The 16,248-nt window shown below is 60.1% G+C and carries 14 protein-coding genes and 1 tRNA gene; 5 read left to right on the top strand and 10 right to left on the bottom strand.

Annotated features, from left to right (window positions below; genetic code table 11):
• Window positions 1–170 precede the first annotated feature (170 nt).
• From HYP802_RS0106290 to mgtE, 4 genes are all read right to left on the bottom strand, one after another.
• Window positions 171–3,371, bottom strand: a complete 3,201-nt coding sequence (locus HYP802_RS0106290) for a multidrug efflux RND transporter permease subunit (RefSeq protein WP_013946287.1) — start codon at window positions 3,369–3,371, stop codon at window positions 171–173.
• A gap of 60 nt (window positions 3,372–3,431) precedes the next feature.
• A complete protein-coding gene (locus HYP802_RS0106295) occupies window positions 3,432–4,622 on the bottom strand; it encodes an efflux RND transporter periplasmic adaptor subunit (protein ID WP_155831165.1) in 1,191 nt (396 codons plus the stop codon).
• Window positions 4,623–4,710: 88 nt separating this feature from the next.
• Window positions 4,711–4,926, bottom strand: coding sequence for a hypothetical protein (locus HYP802_RS23525; RefSeq protein WP_013946290.1), 216 nt, complete (start codon window positions 4,924–4,926; stop codon window positions 4,711–4,713).
• A 32-nt stretch (window positions 4,927–4,958) separates the two neighbouring features.
• Window positions 4,959–6,329, bottom strand: a complete 1,371-nt coding sequence (mgtE, locus tag HYP802_RS0106300; RefSeq protein WP_013946291.1) for a magnesium transporter — start codon at window positions 6,327–6,329, stop codon at window positions 4,959–4,961.
• A 340-nt stretch (window positions 6,330–6,669) separates the two neighbouring features.
• Between mgtE and HYP802_RS0106305 the strand changes: the two genes are divergently transcribed.
• Complete coding sequence (locus HYP802_RS0106305) at window positions 6,670–6,900, top strand: hypothetical protein (RefSeq protein WP_024275374.1); 231 nt, start codon at window positions 6,670–6,672, stop codon at window positions 6,898–6,900.
• Here HYP802_RS0106305 and HYP802_RS0106310 read toward each other — a convergent pair.
• On the bottom strand, window positions 6,873–7,568 hold the full coding sequence (locus tag HYP802_RS0106310; RefSeq protein WP_013946293.1) for a TetR family transcriptional regulator: 696 nt from the start codon (window positions 7,566–7,568) through the stop codon (window positions 6,873–6,875). The genes HYP802_RS0106305 and HYP802_RS0106310 overlap by 28 nt on opposite strands.
• A 94-nt stretch (window positions 7,569–7,662) precedes the next feature.
• Here HYP802_RS0106310 and HYP802_RS0106315 point away from each other — a divergent pair, with 94 nt between their 5' ends.
• On the top strand, window positions 7,663–8,328 hold the full coding sequence (locus HYP802_RS0106315) for an O-methyltransferase (RefSeq protein WP_013946294.1): 666 nt from the start codon (window positions 7,663–7,665) through the stop codon (window positions 8,326–8,328).
• Window positions 8,329–8,393: 65 nt separating this feature from the next.
• Here the strand turns inward: HYP802_RS0106315 and HYP802_RS0106320 are convergent, their stop codons facing one another.
• Both HYP802_RS0106320 and HYP802_RS0106325 read right to left on the bottom strand, forming a co-directional pair.
• Window positions 8,394–9,785, bottom strand: coding sequence for an NAD-dependent succinate-semialdehyde dehydrogenase (locus HYP802_RS0106320; RefSeq protein WP_013946295.1), 1,392 nt, complete (start codon window positions 9,783–9,785; stop codon window positions 8,394–8,396).
• Window positions 9,786–10,215: 430 nt separating this feature from the next.
• Window positions 10,216–10,956, bottom strand: coding sequence for an SDR family oxidoreductase (locus tag HYP802_RS0106325; RefSeq protein ID WP_013946297.1), 741 nt, complete (start codon window positions 10,954–10,956; stop codon window positions 10,216–10,218).
• A 127-nt stretch (window positions 10,957–11,083) separates the two neighbouring features.
• Here HYP802_RS0106325 and HYP802_RS0106330 point away from each other — a divergent pair, with 127 nt between their 5' ends.
• Window positions 11,084–11,995, top strand: a complete 912-nt coding sequence (locus HYP802_RS0106330) for a LysR family transcriptional regulator (protein WP_013946298.1) — start codon at window positions 11,084–11,086, stop codon at window positions 11,993–11,995.
• Here HYP802_RS0106330 and HYP802_RS23960 read toward each other — a convergent pair.
• From HYP802_RS23960 to HYP802_RS0106345, 3 genes are all read right to left on the bottom strand, one after another.
• Window positions 11,992–13,257, bottom strand: a complete 1,266-nt coding sequence (locus HYP802_RS23960) for an energy transducer TonB (RefSeq protein WP_024275375.1) — start codon at window positions 13,255–13,257, stop codon at window positions 11,992–11,994. The genes HYP802_RS0106330 and HYP802_RS23960 overlap by 4 nt on opposite strands.
• A 178-nt stretch (window positions 13,258–13,435) precedes the next feature.
• Window positions 13,436–14,152, bottom strand: coding sequence for a phosphoribosyltransferase (locus HYP802_RS0106340; protein ID WP_013946300.1), 717 nt, complete (start codon window positions 14,150–14,152; stop codon window positions 13,436–13,438).
• 208 nt (window positions 14,153–14,360) lie between these two features.
• Window positions 14,361–14,435 (bottom strand) — tRNA-Thr (locus HYP802_RS0106345).
• A 206-nt stretch (window positions 14,436–14,641) separates the two neighbouring features.
• On the opposite strand from HYP802_RS0106345, the gene HYP802_RS0106350 reads away from it, so the two are divergent.
• Both HYP802_RS0106350 and murA read left to right on the top strand, forming a co-directional pair.
• A complete protein-coding gene (locus HYP802_RS0106350) occupies window positions 14,642–14,833 on the top strand; it encodes a hypothetical protein (protein WP_013946301.1) in 192 nt (63 codons plus the stop codon).
• A gap of 115 nt (window positions 14,834–14,948) precedes the next feature.
• Window positions 14,949–16,241 carry a UDP-N-acetylglucosamine 1-carboxyvinyltransferase gene (gene murA, locus HYP802_RS0106355; RefSeq protein ID WP_013946302.1) on the top strand — a complete coding sequence of 431 codons (1,293 nt, stop codon included), beginning with the start codon at window positions 14,949–14,951 and terminating at the stop codon, window positions 16,239–16,241.
• The last annotated feature ends 7 nt before the right edge of the window (window positions 16,242–16,248 follow it).

A 16,248-nucleotide genomic window follows, 5' to 3' on the forward strand; every position in this document is an offset into this window, starting at 1 on the left:
GAGTTGTTGTGAGAAGACAGTCATACCAACGGGGGCAAATGAAGCGCCCTTATAGACCCATTGGATTTGAGACGGCAAATACCTGTTGCCGCCTCTCTAGATGGGGACCGATGGCCGGTTTGTCGACCCCGCAAGGCCGGACAAGTTAATTTGGCGCTCGCCGTGCCTTTTTAAGCCGATGGTGTGCCCGCCGCCGGGGTATGCGGCGTTTGGTGCGGATCGGCATGCGGATCTCTCCGCGGCGACAGTTTCCGGACGACGACGTAGAAGATCGGCGTGAAGATCAGGCCGAAGAGCGTCACGCCGAGCATACCCGCGAACACGGCCGTGCCCAGCGATTGCCGCATCTCGGCGCCTGCTCCTTCGGCGAAGACCAGCGGCACGACGCCCAGGATGAAGGCCAGCGACGTCATCAGGATCGGCCGCAGACGGGTGCGGGCAGCTTCGACGGCGGCGTCGACGCGGGACAGGCCGTTGTCCTCGCCCTGTTTGGCGAACTCCACGATCAAAATGGCGTTCTTGGCCGCGAGGCCGACGAGCACGATCAAGCCGATCTCGACCAGGATATTGCGATCGAGGCCACGGATGTTCACGCCGATCATTGCCGCCAGGATACACATCGGCACGATCAGGATGACGGCAATCGGCAGCGCCCAGCTTTCGTAGAGCGCCGCGAGCAGCAGGAACACGAAGACGACGGACAGGCCGAAGGCGTAGATTGCGGTATTGCCCGCAAGCTTTTCCTGCAGCGCGATCTCGGTCCATTCGAAACCGAAGCCTTGCGGCAGGACTTTCTCTGCGATCGCTTCCATCGTCGCAATGGCCGTGCCGCTCGAATAGCCGCGCGCAAGCTGAACCTGCACTTCGGCAGACGGATAGAGATTGTAGCGCGGCACGCGATAGGCGCCGGTCGTGTCCTGGAAGGTTGCGACCGAACCTATCGGCACCATGTCGCCGTCGTTGTTGCGCGTCTTCAGGTTGGAGACGTCGCGCAGCGACAGGCGATATGGGTTGTCGCCTTGCGCTGTGACGCGATAGGTGCGGCCGAGGATATTGAAGTCATTGATGAAGGCCGAGCCCATATAAACCGAGAGCGTTTCGAACACGCGGCTGATCGGAACGCCAAGCTGTTCGGCTTTGGTGCGGTCGATGTCGGCATAGACCTCAGGCGTGCGCACGTTGAAGAGCGTGAAGGCCTGCGTGAAGCCCGGCGTCTGGCCGGTGGCGCCGGCCATTGCCCAGGCCGCGCCTTCGAGCGCGGGCAGGCCGCGTCCCGCTTTATCCTGAACATAGCCTTTGAGGCCGCCGCCGGTTCCGATGCCGGGCACAGAGGGCGGTTCCAGCACGAAAATGAAAGCGTCCTTGAGGGTCGCCATTTGCTGGCGCAGGTCGGCAAGGATCATATCCTTGGTCAGGCCGCTGGCGATGCGCTGTTCGAACGGTTCCAGGCCGACGAAGACGACGCCGGTGTTGGGCGCGTTCGTGAATGTCGCGCCGTCGAAGCCGACGAATTCGACGGCGTTGGCGACGCCCGGCCGATGCATGATGATTTCGGAGGCGCGGCGCACGACTTCATCGGTACGCTTCAAGGTGGAGCCCGGCGGAAGCTGGAAGACCGTGATGAAGTAGGCGCGATCGAGCTGCGGGATGAGACCCGTCGGCGTCGCCGTTAATCGCTCATAGGTGACGTAGAGCAGGCCGGCGTAGACAAGGAGCAGAACGGCGGCGACGCGGATCAGGTTGCGCGTCAGCCAGGCGTAGCCATGCGACAGCGTGCTGAAGGCCCAGTTGAAGCCGGCGAAGAACCAGCGCAGGGGCGCACCGAGGATTGTCGCGATGGGATTGCGCTTTTCATGCTCTCCGGCGTGCGGTTTCAAGAGCAACGCAGCCATGGCGGGCGAAAGCGAGAGCGAGACCATCAGCGAAATTGCGGTCGAAGCGGCGATGGTGATAGCGAACTGCTTGAAGAAGGAGCCTTGCAGGCCGGTGATGAAGGCGGTCGGCAAGAAGACGCCGATCAGCACCAGCGAGATTGCAAGCAGCGCGCCGCCGACTTCATCCATCGTCTTATGAGCGGCCTCCTTCGGCGTCATGCCTTGGGCAATGTAGCGCTCGACGTTCTCGACAACGACGATAGCGTCGTCAACGACGATGCCGATGGCCAACACCAAGCCGAACAGCGACAGCGTGTTAAACGTGATGCCGACGAGGCTCATGATGAAGAAGGTGCCGACCAGCGATACGGGGATCGCCAGGATTGGGATGATCGCCGCGCGCCATGTCTGCAAAAACAGGATGACGACGAGGACGACGAGCACCAGTGCTTCGATGAGCGTATGGATGACGGCGTCGATCGAGAACTGAATGAACTCCGTCGGGTTATAGACGACCGCATAGCCGACGCCCGGCGGGAAGCTCTTCTTCAGGTGCTCCATCTCGGCCTTGACGTTGGCGGCCGTCGCCAGCGCGTTCGAACCCGGCTTTTGGAAGATGACGAGCGCGGTCGCGACCTTGTTATTGAGATAGGCGTTGACGGTATAGTCCTGCGAGCCCAGCTCGACGCGGGCGATATCGCGGATGCGAACGACCGAGCCGTCCGGTTCGGCGTGCACGACGATATTTTCGAACTGATCCGGCGATGACAGACGTCCGAGCGTCTTGACGTTGATCGTGAAGGCGCCGTCGGATGACGCGGGCGGCTGATTGATCGAGCCTGCCGCAACCTGCAAATTGGCGGCTTGGAGCGCCGAGACGACCTCACCTGCGGTCAGACCGCGAGCTGCGACTTTGTCGGGGTCGAGCCAGATACGCATCGAGTAGTCGCGGGCGCCGAAGACCTGGACGTCGCCGACGCCGTCGATGCGGGTCAGCACGTCTTTGACGTAGAGCGTCGCGTAGTTCGAGATGTACTGCTGATCGCGCGTGCCGTCAGGTGAGATCATGTGCACGACCATCATCAGGTCGGGCGAGGCCTTGCGTACAGAGATGCCGAGCCGGCGCACGTCTTCCGGCAGGCGGGGCTCAGCAACCGCGACGCGGTTCTGGACCAGAACCTGCGCCTGATCGACATTGGTGCCCGGCTTGAAGACGACGTTGATCGTCAACTGGCCGTCGCCGGTCGATTGCGAGTTGACGTAGAGCATGTCGTCGACGCCGTTGACTTCCTGCTCGATCGGCGTGGCGACGGTTTCGGCGATGACTTGGGCGGACGCGCCGGGATACGTAGCGTGCACGGCAACCGTCGGTGGCGCGATGTCGGGATATTCTGCGATGGGCAGAAACCGCATCGAGATCAACCCGAGGATCGTAATGATGATCGAGACGACTGCAGCGAAGATCGGCCGGTCGATAAAAAAGTGAGACAGACGCATCGGGCCCTATCGGCGTTGGAAGCTTCAGACGGAATGCTCGTTCAGGCGCGGCGGCGCAGATCAGTTCTGCGCCGTCTTCTCGGGCGGTTTGATCGCTCCCTCGGTCGGCGCAACTTTCGTTCCCGGCCGAATGGCGGGGTTTGCGACGCCTTCGATCACGATACGGTCGTCCGGCTTCAGTCCAGAGGTGATGACACGCAAGCCTTCGTACATCTGGCCGAGCGTCACCGGCGTGGCGGTGACAACGTTGTCGGCATTGACGGTATAAAGAATTTTGCTCGCCTGATCGGAGATGATGGCATCGTCGGGAACGAGAAGCGCATCCGCGTCGCCGCCGTAAACGGCGATGCGGGCGAAAAGTCCGGGCGTCAGCAGATCGTCTTTGTTAGACAGAACGGCGCGGCCGCGGATGGTGCCTGAGCGTTGATTGAAGGCGTTGTCGATGAAGTCCATCGTGCCCTCGTGCGCCCAGTCCTTTTCGTCGGCGAGTTTCACGCGGACGGGAACGGGCGCGAGGCGGGATGCGGGAAGCACGCCCGACTTCCGCTTGCGGGCATCGCGCATGTAGTCGGCTTCGGAGGTATCGAAGACGAAGTGAATGGGGTCGGTCGTGACGATGGTCGCCATCAAGGTCGAATTGACCTGACCGCCGATCACGAGGTTGCCGACGTCGATTTTCTTGTCCGAGACGCGGCCGGAGATCGGAGCGCGCACTTCCGCCCATTCCAGATTGAGCTCGGCCGATTTGAGATTGGCCTTTGCCGACATCACCTGGGCTTCGGCGACGCCGAGGCTCGATTTGCGCTGCTCGTAGACCTGTTCACTCAAGACTTTCGTTTCGACGAGCGGGCCGGCGCGTTCGAGATCGGCCTTGGCAAATTCGACCTGGGCCTGCGTGCGCGCGACATCCGCTTTCGCGGCTTCGACGGCGATCTGGAACGGCCGTTTATCGAGCGTGAAGAGGAGATCGCCCTGTTTTACGATCGTGCCTTCCTTGAAATTGACCTGATCGACGTAGCCGCTGACGCGTGGGCGCAGCTCGACGCGGGCGACGGCTTCGAAGCGGCCGGGAAATTCGTCCCACGTCTTGATGTGCTTCGCGATCGGGGGCGCCACGGTGACCGGAAACGCCGGTGGCGCGCTCTGCGCGCTTGCAGATTGGACGTTGCTCGCGATGAAGGCCATCGCGGCCAGCACGGACAAGGCCGAGCATCGAGGCTTAAGCCTCACAAGGGCGGTGGTCGTCGTCATTTTTTCAGAATCCACAGGCGAGAATTTTCCACGGCGCGCCGACGCCAGTGGACAATAGTACATCACATGCATTCCGACGATCCGAAATTCAATGATGTTGACCATCATTGCGGCCCATCTCATTGCGGGCAAAGGGCATTTCGTCCCGAGACAGTGGCCATAAAGCCTCGATCGAATAAGAGGCTTTCAAAACTAGGATTTCAGTAAGCCGCTCAATCCCAGCAGAAATGCCGCGATCGTTTGCAGGCTGTATGAAAATACGACACGAAAATAACGAAGGCGCATGCAGGTTTTTTGTCTGCATACGCCTTTCCGTTCCAAAGTATGATTTTCGCTCTAAAGCAGTGTGCCCCGCAGCACGAGCATGGCGACGCTAAAATAGATCATCAGGCCGGTGACATCGACGAGCGTTGCGACAAACGGGGCTGACGCGCTCGCGGGGTCGAAGCCAATGCGTTTCAGCAAGAACGGCAGCATTGCGCCGGTCAGCGAGCCGAAGGTGACAATGCCGATGAGGCCGAGCCCGACGGTCAAGGCGACGAGCTGCCAGTGCGGGCCGTAGTCGAAGATACCGATCGTCTGCCACAGCGAAATGCGCGCGATGCCGATGATGCCGAGGATGGTGCCAAGCGTAATGCCCGTCGGAATCTCGCGGATGGCGACGCGCCACCAGTCGCGCAGCCGGATTTGTCCGAGCGCAAGCGCACGAATGAGAAGCGATGTCGACTGCGAGCCGGAGTTGCCGCCCGAGCTCATGATCAGCGGAATAAAAAGCGTTAAGACCACCGCCTTTTCAAGCTCATCGGAATAATGCTGCATCGCGCTCGCTGTCAGCATTTCGCCGAGAAACAAGGCGCAAAGCCAACCGGCGCGCTTCTTGATCATCTCCAGGAAGCCGATTTCCAGATACGGCTCGGCGATGCCTTCGACACCGCCGAACTTCTGCACGTCTTCGGTACTCTCATCGAGGATGGCGTCGATCACGTCATCGACGGTGACAATGCCGAGCACGCGGTGCCTGGCGTTGAGAACCGGGACGGCGAGAAGGTCGTGGATCGAGATCAGCCGTGCGACTTCTTCGCGATCGGTGTCGGGATCAACCCAGATCGGATCGCGATCGGGTGCGACCTCTAGAATGGGTTGATCGGGCTCGCCGGTAATCAGCTGACGCAGCGTGACAGTGCGCACGAGGATGCGCGACACAGGATCAATAACATAGATCGCATAGACGGTTTCGCGTGTGTGCTCGACCTCGCGGATCAGCCGCAAGGTGTCGGCGACCGTGAACGTCGAGGGGACGCTGACGAACTCGGTCGTCATGATGCTGCCGGCGGTGCCCTCATGGTAGGCGAGCAGCAGCTTCAGGGATTGGGCGGTCTCGAAATCGAGAAGCGACAGCAGCTTCGTGCGGTCGGGACCGTCGAGCTGACGCAGGAGGTCGGCCGCGCGGTCGGCGGACATGCCGGTCAGGACCTGGCCTGCAAACTCCTCTGGGAGTTCGAGGATCAGGTCGCTGGCGCGGGACAGCTCGGGGCGGTCGAAGATTTCAACGACGCGATCGAGTGGAAGCTGCGCCAGAATTGACGCAGCTGTTTCGAGGTCTTCCTCGTTGAGCTGAGCGACAATGTCGGCGTCGTGCTCTTCGAGCAACTCGACCAGAACGATCGGGTCGACATCGTCACCCGATGCTTTGCGGATGTTTTCCATGGCTCACCTTCCGATCCGCCGTCGCACGGATCGTGGGAGCCGACCCAACGGTCAGTCCACGAGCCTCGACGGCCGGGGCAATCGACTACTGTCGCTAGACAAGGGTTGGGTTCCTTCGGATTCGCGGCACCTTAAACAGGGGCAACCGCGCGGTTCACATGAGCCGTTCGGGAGTAATAGTCAAGATCAACACGTTCGATCTTTTGGATTTTTCCCTCGGCTGGACGGCCAGGGTGATGGCTCACGCTAGAATTATGGAGATGGTGTCTGCGGCGGCCTTGCGCGCGCCGACATTTCGTCGGCAAACTCGGATGGTTTTGGGATTTGCGGCGTGTGGCACATGGGTGGCACCAGAACAAGCACTCCCGATCTGCTGGAACCGGGAACACACGTGTTCTCCGGTACCGTTCGGGTGTGGGGCAATGATTACGCCGAGCTCCATACCGACAGCGGCGTCACCATTCAGCTTGTCACCCAGGGGCTTCATACCTTGCGAGACGGCGCGCGGATCACGGTCGTGACGCGGCGGTATCGGCCGCTCTATCAGATCGAAGAGGTGTTGGACACCTGACGAGCACGTTTTGGTCCAGCTATCCTTAGCTGGCAGCCAGGATTTGCCAGCCCGTCCAAGTAAGCGCAAAACATATCGGCTAGAGCACCGGCAAAGGCCTTAATTTCCGCCGGGGTGCGCGGCGTTTCCGAGAACTGCTTTCCGACGGTGCTAAGCGTCGTCTTGATAAGTTTGGCTGCCAACGATTGCTGCGACTTCGAGGCATTGGGCAATGCTTCACGCATGAAATTGTCCATCGCTCGTGCGCTTGATGCTCTCGCTTCCTTTGCTTCCGGAGCATTGCGGTAGAGAGGGGCGGCGTCGTCCAACGCGACACGGACTGCGGCTTCGTCGCATTCCGATCGGATAAAGGTATGTACGAGCGTTCGGAGTCGTTGAAGCGCTGGTTTGCGTGAGTCGCCGAGAATGCTGCTCAACAACTCTGTCGTCTGCCGCCACTCGTCGCACTGGAGACGAAAGAGGATCGCCGCCTTGTTCGGAAAATACTGATAGAGCGAGCCGACGCTGACTCCGGCTCTTTCGGCGACTCTCGCAGTCGTGAAACGCTGCGCACCTTCTTTCGCTAAAACCTGAATAGCAGCGTCCAGAATGGCCGTTACAAGCTCGGTGGAGCGGGCCTGCCGAGGTTCTTTTCGCGAGGAAATTTGGGTTCTTTTTTTTCGGGACATGGGCGGCGTAGGGAATGCGAATAGTGAATGCGATTGATTAATCGTATTCTTGATCGGGCGGAAGACTGATCAAAAGTCGTAGGAGAGATTTACGATGAATACGCTGACTACACCCCCTGTTGGGCCGCTTCTGGATAGGCTTTTTGAAGTAGCTAGCGCCATCTCGCCGACGGACAGTCCCGATTTTGCGGACCTTTCGTCCGAAGAACATGCGCGACTGATGAGCAGCAAGGTTGATTACCGGGATTTCTATCGGCGATTAAAGGACTTCCCGCTTGCGGTCTCGCGGGAGACGGGAACGTTGCTCTACATGCTTGCGCGCGGATGCCGGGCGCGATCAATCGTCGAATTCGGAATGTCATTCGGCGTTTCGACACTGCACCTCGCCGCGGCGCTTCGCGACAATGGCGGAGGCCGTCTAATCACGAGTGAGTTCGAGCCATCGAAAGTGGTAAAGGCACGCGAAAATCTGACGGCGGGCGGTGTGGTTGATCTGGTCGAAATTAGGCAAGGCGATGCGCTTCAGACGCTGAACGCCGATCTTCCTGAGGTCATCGACCTCGTGCTGCTGGATGGTGCGAAAGCACTTTACCCGGAAATTTTAAGCTTGCTGGAAAGCCGCCTCAGGCCGGGAGCCTTCGTGATCGCCGACAACGCCGATTACAGTCCCGACTATTTGACTCGCGTGCGTTCGCCATCGAATGGTTATCTTTCGACGCCGTTCGGTGACGATGTGGAAGTGTCGATGAGGCTCGGCTGATAAGAATTCGCACCGTGCGAGTTCTCCCGCACGGTGCGAATGGTCTTGTTTTGCTGTTCGGCCGCTTAGAACGCTGCGTCGATGTCGACGATATCGATCAGCTTGTGGTTCACAAACTCCTTGATGCCGAGGCCGAGCAACTCGCGGCCGTATCCTGAGCGCCGGACGCCGCCGAACGGCAGGTCGGCCTTGACCATGGTCGGATGGTTGACGAACACCATGCCGGTTGAGATGCGCTTGGCGACTTCGGCGCCATGAGCGGGGTTCGACGTGAAGACCGAACCGCCGAGGCCGAACGGCGAGTCGTTGGCGATGCGGACGGCATCGTCTTCGTCCTTAGCCTTGAAGATCATCGAAACAGGACCGAAGAACTCCCAGTAGCGGGCCGGGTTGTCTTCTGCGATATCGGTGAGGATCGTCGGCTGCAGGAATGCGCCCTGGTTGGGAACGCTCGGGCCGACTTCGATCGCCTTGGCGCCGTGCGCGACGGCCTGGCGGATCTTGTCCTTGAGGTCGTCGACGGCTTTCTGCGACGAGAGAGGTGCAAGCGTCGTGTTGGGATCCATCGGATCACCGGCGCGCAGCTCGGAAACGCCCTTGACGTAACGTTCCATGAAGCCGTCGTACGCCGGCTCTTCGATAATCATGCGCTTGGAGGATACGCAGACCTGGCCGGCATTCCAGTGGCGGCCGAACACGGCCCACTTCGCGGTCTTGTCGAGGTCGGCGTCTTTCAGGACGACGAAGGCGTCGGCGCCGCCGAGTTCCATCGTCGACTTCTTGAGCGCCTTGCCGGCTTCAGCCGCAACGATCGAACCGGCGTATTCGGAGCCGGTGAGGGCGACGCCGTGAACGCGCGGATCGTTGAGGACCACGCCGACGTGGGGATGATCCAAGAAGAGATTGATGAAGGCGCCGTCCGGCAGACCAGCTTCCAGCATGAGGCTTTCGAAGGCAATGGCGGATTGCGGAACGTTGGCGGCGTGCTTCAGCAGGATGACGTTACCTGCCGAGAGCTGGGGCGCGATGATGCGGGCGATCTGGTAGTAAGGGAAATTCCACGGTTCGATCGCGAGGATGATGCCGAGCGGATCGCAAACCAGAACGGCCTCGCCTTCTTCCGGATCTGCAACCGGAAGCTTTTCCGGAGCCAGCAGTTTCTCGGCGTTCTTGGCGTAATATTCAAAGATGCGGGCGGAAAGCTCAACTTCGGCTTTCGCTTCGGAAAGCAGCTTGCCCATTTCGATCGTCAGGATCGGCGCGTACTTATCGACATCGCGGCGCAGGAGGTCCGCAGCCTTCTGCATGATGCGCGCGCGTTCGCGAAACGACGTCTCGCGCCAGCTGAGAAATGTATCATGCGCTTTATCGATGGCCTGTTTGATTTCGGATTCGCTGGCCGTCGGAAAGGTCTTCAGGACTTCTCCCGTATAGGGGTTGGTCGTCACGAACTTCATCGTTTGTCCTTCCTAGGATTATCGTCTTGTTTTCCCGATCAGCGCGGGCCGAAGCTCTCAGGACTGATTTTTGGAAAGTGCGGGATGAACTAAGGGTTGCCCGGCGGTCGGGGAAAATATTGAGGTTCAATGTTTGGAGAATACGACTATGGTTCAAGACGACCTTGATGCAGAGCAATTCCCGGCTCGGTCCTAACGGCACGAGCATTGTCATCGCGTTTCGCGAAAAGTGACGATTGCCGCGAAAATCGACGATATTTTTGGACGCTCCAGGAAATTAAGAGAAGCGCACCGATGCCGATGCTTCGGCGCGCCCTCTATTATGAGATGATCTGCTATGCATTCTGTGCGCCGGGCAGCAATCCTTCAAAAGGCGCGAAATTTCCGATTGACTATCTTGCTTCAACTCAAGGTAGTCCGTCGTGGATTGTCAGATCATGCCGCCGTTTGCGCGCAGGACTTGACCGTTGATCCAGGCGCCTTCCGGGCCTGCGAGGAACGAGACGACATTGGCGATGTCTTCGGGAGTTCCGAGGCGTTCCATCGGGTTCATCTTCGCCATTTTATCGATCAACTCATCCGATTTGCCGTGAAGGAAAAGTTCGGTTGCGACGGGGCCGGGCGCAATCGCGTTCACGGTAATCGACCGGCCGCGCATTTCCTTCGCCATGATGCCCGTCATCGCTTCGACGGCAGCTTTGGTGGCGGCGTAGATGCCATAGTTCTCGAGTTTGAGGCCGACGACGCTGGTCGAGAAATTGATGATGCGGCCGCCGTTGCGCAGGTGTTTGCCTGCCTCACGCATGGCATTGAACGAGCCCTTCAAGTTGATGGCCACTTGGCGATCGAAAGCGGCGTCGTCGGCGTCGGAAATCGATGAGAGCGCCATAACGCCCGCATTGTTGACGAGCACGTCAATACCGCCGAAGGCCGTTTCGGCCGATTGAAACATGCGACGCACGTCCTCGGGCTTTGATACGTCGGCCTGGGCTGTCACGGCCTTGCCGCCCACCTTTTCGATCTTTCGCACGACGTCATCGGCCTGGGCGGCGCTGCCGGCATAGTTGACGACGACCGTGAAGCCGTCCCTGGCGAGACGCTCCGCGACGGTGGCCCCGATGCCGCGGGAAGCGCCTGTGACGATGGCGACCCTATTCTGGTTGGCGGTCATTTTTCCTTCTCCATTCGAAGAGCGCGCCGAAGCGCGTTTGCTGTTGGAGTGGATATGGACCTTTCAATTGGGCGGATAATCCGGCATTGTTCGGCATTACTATTCGGAATTTGCGAACAATTGGACGATGGACCGATTTGATGCCATGCGGGTTTTTTCGCGCGTCGTTGAGCGGCGGAGCTTTACGCTTGCGGCCGAAGACATGGGGCTGCCGCGCTCGACGGTGACGGATGCCGTCAAGCAACTCGAAGCGCGCCTTGGAGTGCAATTGCTGCAGCGGACCACCCGACACGTAAGTCCGACGCTCGATGGCGAGGCTTACTACCAGCGCTGCCTCTCCATTTTGGCTGATATCGAAGACGCCGAGGGCGCGTTTGCGGGCGCCAAGCCTAAAGGCCTGTTGCGGGTCGATGTGCACGGTACGCTCGGCCGCCATTTCCTGCTGCCGAGCCTGCCAGCGTTTCTCGAAACCTATCCCGACATCGAAATCTACATCAGCGAAGGCGATCGTTATGTCGATCTGGTCCGCGAAGGAATCGACTGCGTATTGCGCGCCGGATCACTTCAGGACAGCGATATGGTCGCGCGCCGTGTTGCAACGCTCGATGAAATGACGCTCGCCTCGCCCGGTTATATCGCAGCGCACGGATTGCCTCGGCATCCTGACGATTTGCCTGGAACACATGGGATGGTCGCGTTCCATTCGACCGCTACGGGCGGGCATCTGCCGCTGGAATTCATCGTCGATGGCAAGGTGCGCAATATCATGCTGCCATCGACTGTCTCGGTGAATGGCGCGGAGACCTATCACGCAGCGGCAAAGCTCGGTCTCGGACTCATTCAAATTCCGCGCTATCGCGGCGACATTGCGGTGCAGGCGGGCGAGCTTGTCGAAGTGCTGCCGGATTATCCGCCGACGTCGACGCCGGTTTCGCTGCTTTACCCGCGCAATCGCCAGCTGTCGCCGCGGGTCCGAGTTTTCATCGACTGGGTAGCCAAAGAATTTGCAGTGCGTAACGCCGAGGTACGGCGTGCCTAGCGCACGATGAATTTAAAAGGCTGCGTGAACGTCATAGGCTTCAGGCTCACTTCCGGCGGAATGGGCGGAAACGGCGTGGCGCGGTCGAGCGCGGCGAGTGCGGCCTCATCGAGAACGCGATATTTCGAGGATGAAGTCACTTCCTTCGAAAGAAGAGCGCCGTCGGTGCCGATCGTGTATTTCAAAACGACCACGCCCGTCTGCCGCGAACGTGGATTGACTTTCGAGTGCTGCACTCGGTCGTTGATTTGGCCCAGATAAATTCCGACGATACGTGCCTCGCCGCCGGTCTTCACCGTTGCCGAACTTTCTTCGGTGACGATCGCGACCTGCTCGGGTTGTGCCTCGACTTCCTTCGTATCGGGCTGCTGCTCTGCCATCGGGGTGGGGGGCGATGGCTTATCGATCTGCGTGACCTTCGATTCCTTGAGTTGGTCGAGGGGCGGCAAGTCTCCGGGCTTGCCGGAGCTTGGCGCTTTGAGAGGGTTCGGCAGCGGTGTTTCGGTAGGCTGCGCTGCGATCTGTTCAACCGCGTCTTTCTGCGGCGCTGCAATGGCGTCGAGCTGTTCGCTCGGCTTTGTTGTGGGGTGCTCCGGCGCAGGCCGTTGCTCTTCGACAGTTGCGGCAGCGTCGGGTTTCCGGCTTTCAACTTTGCTGGCGACGTCGCGGAGCAGCTGCGCCGTCGCAACGAGGGGGCGTTGGGCAGCCGGAGCTTGCTCGCGAACCGGCGCGACGTCTGGTGTAATTTGTCGTCCGGCGTCATCCGGAAGGTCGATCAGCGGGTTCGACGAGGTCACGGTCGGCGGTTGCGTCGACGGCTTTCGCGGTTCGATTGCCGGAATGTCCTCGGTGTTTTGTGCTTGCTGAACGTCCCGGGCGTCATGAAGTGGTGTCGGCGGCGCGACGGGCGATGATTGTGGAGCTGGTTTCTGCTGCGGAAGCATGGCGACGTCCTGCGCGCTTTTTTCCGGCGCACCGCCGCTCACGTCGCGTAACAGCATCGGCGTAACGGAGCTTGACGCTTCCGGCGGCGGCTTGCGCTCGTCCATCGGCACGACGTCCGGCGTCGCAAGGCTTTCGACGCTGTCGCCGCGATTGGCCACGGTATCGAGGACCATGCCCTGCGGCATCAGCTCAATGTCCTGTCCCGTGCCGAAATCGAGGATTTCCAACTCCTCGTTGTGAAGCCTGGGCCATATCGCGTAGCCGATCAAGCCGTGCACGGACAGCGAAAGCAGAATGGCAATCGTTCGCAGCAACATGGCAAGATCCAAGTTCTTCCCTGCTGGGTGCGAGGCGCAACTTGGCTGACGCAAAGATGCAGGCGGACAAAATTAGATTTTCCCGCCGGCCCGATCAACTTTTACTGCTTGTTGCGGTTATGGCGACGCCGAAATGCGGCCTGCGCGCTTAAGTGGGCATGGCCAAGTTGCGGTGCGCTTAGGTCGGCATTGTCAACATGTCCGGCACCCAGCCCTCCGGCGTCTTGCGGAAGAGGGGACATTTAATCGGCGCGTGAACTAGCGCACGGTATGCCGGGTCGATGTCGCCCAGTGTGCGCTCCCAGACTCTCGTTTCCTTAATGGCTGTCACCACGCCGACGATATTCGCGCCGATTTTTTTCATCAGCTCGAGTTCGGCAGAAACCGTGCCGCCTGTCGAAATGACGTCCTCGACAAGCAACACGCGCTTGCCTTCGAGCCGTTCGAGAAGCCGCGGATCGATGAAAACTGTTTTAGGCTTCAGCGGGCTCGTGATCGAGATCACCGGAACGGAGAGTTCGTCCTCGAACCAGAATTTTCGCGAGTACGACAGCGGCACGTAGTAGGGATGGCCGAGCTTCTTTGCGACGGATGCTGCCAGAACCATGCCGAGCGTCGGCATACCGATGACGACTTCAGCGCCGAGCGGGCGGACGAGATCGGCCATCGCCGTGCTCAAGCGGTCTTCGAGCTCAAAAGAATTCTCGGTAATGCACAGGTAGGCAATCGCGGTGTCAAAGTCCGGCGGGAGAGCGAGAAAGGGCAGGTCCGCCCAGTCGCCGTCGGGCAGCTTGATCGGAAAGCTGTTCGAATACGGCGGGTCTGGCAGGACCTTCAGATCCGCGGCGGGAATGATGCGATCCTTGTAACTGCCGCGGTCGGTGTAGTTCAGCATGGGCAACGATCCCCCTATTCGAGATTGGCTCCAAAGCTTAACAAGCTATTTCGCAAGTGCGAAATAAAGTCGAGCACCAGGTGGCATGATTTGTTGAGGGCCTGCGATGCGACGCGCAGATTCGGACTGGGTGCTTCGGCTGCGGTTTCAGATCAGCGAAAGAGAAGCGTGGCCCGTGATGATCGGCGCTCGCATGATGGGAGCGGTCTGGTGCTGCCGGAGGGGATTGAACTCTCGACCTCTCCCTTACCAAGGGAGTGCTCTACCACTGAGCTACGGCAGCTGATTTGGCGTATCGCCTTTGAGGGCCAACGAACGGAAAATTCAGGCGCGCCAACCGGCGTGCCGGAAATGCTCCTGGCTCGGGCGGGCGGACACTGCCACAAGGCTTGACGGCGAGCAAGCCGGAAAGCCAAGCTATCGACAAGGGGGAGGACGGAGCATGAAGATGCAAGTCTTGCGACACATTCCGAGACGCGCGAAGACTGAATGAGCGGAGATTTGCCGCAAAAACCGCCCGCAAATCCGGGTGCAAAGCCGTCGGCTGCCCAGATGTCCCGGAAGCAGCGCCTCGCCGAGGAGTTGCGCGCCAACCTGAAACGCCGCAAGGCTGCGGCGCGGCGCCACAAAGAGACGGATGGGGACGACGGGGAAACATCGTCCGGCAATCATGAGGACTAAGGCTGCTTCACCCGGAAAAGCGGCTTGCCGAGGGTAATGCTCAACGGATAATCACGCGATCTCGGGCCCACTGGCCGATTCGTGCGGATTTTCCACATGGAGACGATTGGAATTCATGGATCGGATCAGAATTGTCGGCGGCCACGCGCTTCGGGGAAGCATCCCGATTTCCGGCGCCAAGAATGCGGCCTTGCCGCTGCTGATCGCCAGCCTTTTGACGGAAGACCGCCTGACGCTGAAGAACGTCCCCAATCTCGCGGACGTCAATCTTCTGGTGCGGATCCTACGTAATCACGGCGTCGACCTTGCCGTCGATGGCAAGCGTTCGAGCCCGTCGGGCCATCTCGGTGACACCATCCATCTGACGGCGCGCGACATCGTCGATACAACCGCGCCCTATGAAATGGTGTCGCGGATGCGGGCGAGCTTCTGGGTGCTTGGTCCGTTGATCGCCCGAATGGGTGAGGCGCGGGTGTCGCTGCCCGGCGGTTGCGCCATCGGTACACGGCCGGTCGACCTGCATCTCACGGGGCTCAAGGCGCTGGGTGCCGAGATCGACATCGACAGCGGCTACGTCGTCGCCAAGGCACCTAAGGGACTTCGCGGCGCGCATATCGTATTTCCGAAGGTATCGGTCGGCGCCACGCATAATGTGCTGTTGGCTGCCGCTCTCGCCAAGGGCGAGACCGTGATCGAGAATGCAGCGCGCGAGCCCGAGATCGGCGACGTGGCGACGTGCCTCACGAAAATGGGCGCGCATGTCGAAGGTATCGGCACGTCAGTGCTGCGCATTCAGGGCCGCGATCGGCTCGAAGGCGCAGTGCATACGGTGCTGCCCGACCGTATCGAAACCGGAACGTTCGCGATGGCGGTCGCGGCGACGGGCGGCGATGTGCTGCTCGAAGGCGCGCACATTCACGATCTCAAGACTGCGCTCGATGTGCTGGGCGAGACGGGCACGTCGGTCGAGGCGACGGAAACCGGCGTGCGCATTGCGCGCAATGGCGGCGGCATCCGGCCGGTGTCGGTCGAGACGCAGCCGTTTCCAGGATTTCCGACCGACCTGCAGGCACAACTGATGGCGCTTTTGACGTGCGCATCGGGAACGAGCGTCATTCGTGAAACGATCTTCGAGAACCGCTTCATGCACGTGCAGGAATTGGCGCGGCTTGGCGCAGACATCCAGCTCCATGGCGACACGGCGACGATCAAAGGCGTGAAAGCGCTGAAAGGCGCGCCTGTGATGGCGACGGATCTTCGCGCCTCTGTGTCGCTCGTTATTGCGGGGCTTGCGGGTGAGGGTGAGACGGTCATCAACCGTGTTTACCATCTGGATCGCGGCTTCGAGCAACTGGAGCGCAAGCTCAGTGCCTGTGGCGCCGAAATCGAGCGTCTCAGCAGCGGTTGAGGTTCTG

The organism is Hyphomicrobium sp. 802 (assembly GCF_000526135.1).
Classification (GTDB): domain Bacteria; phylum Pseudomonadota; class Alphaproteobacteria; order Rhizobiales; family Hyphomicrobiaceae; genus Hyphomicrobium_B.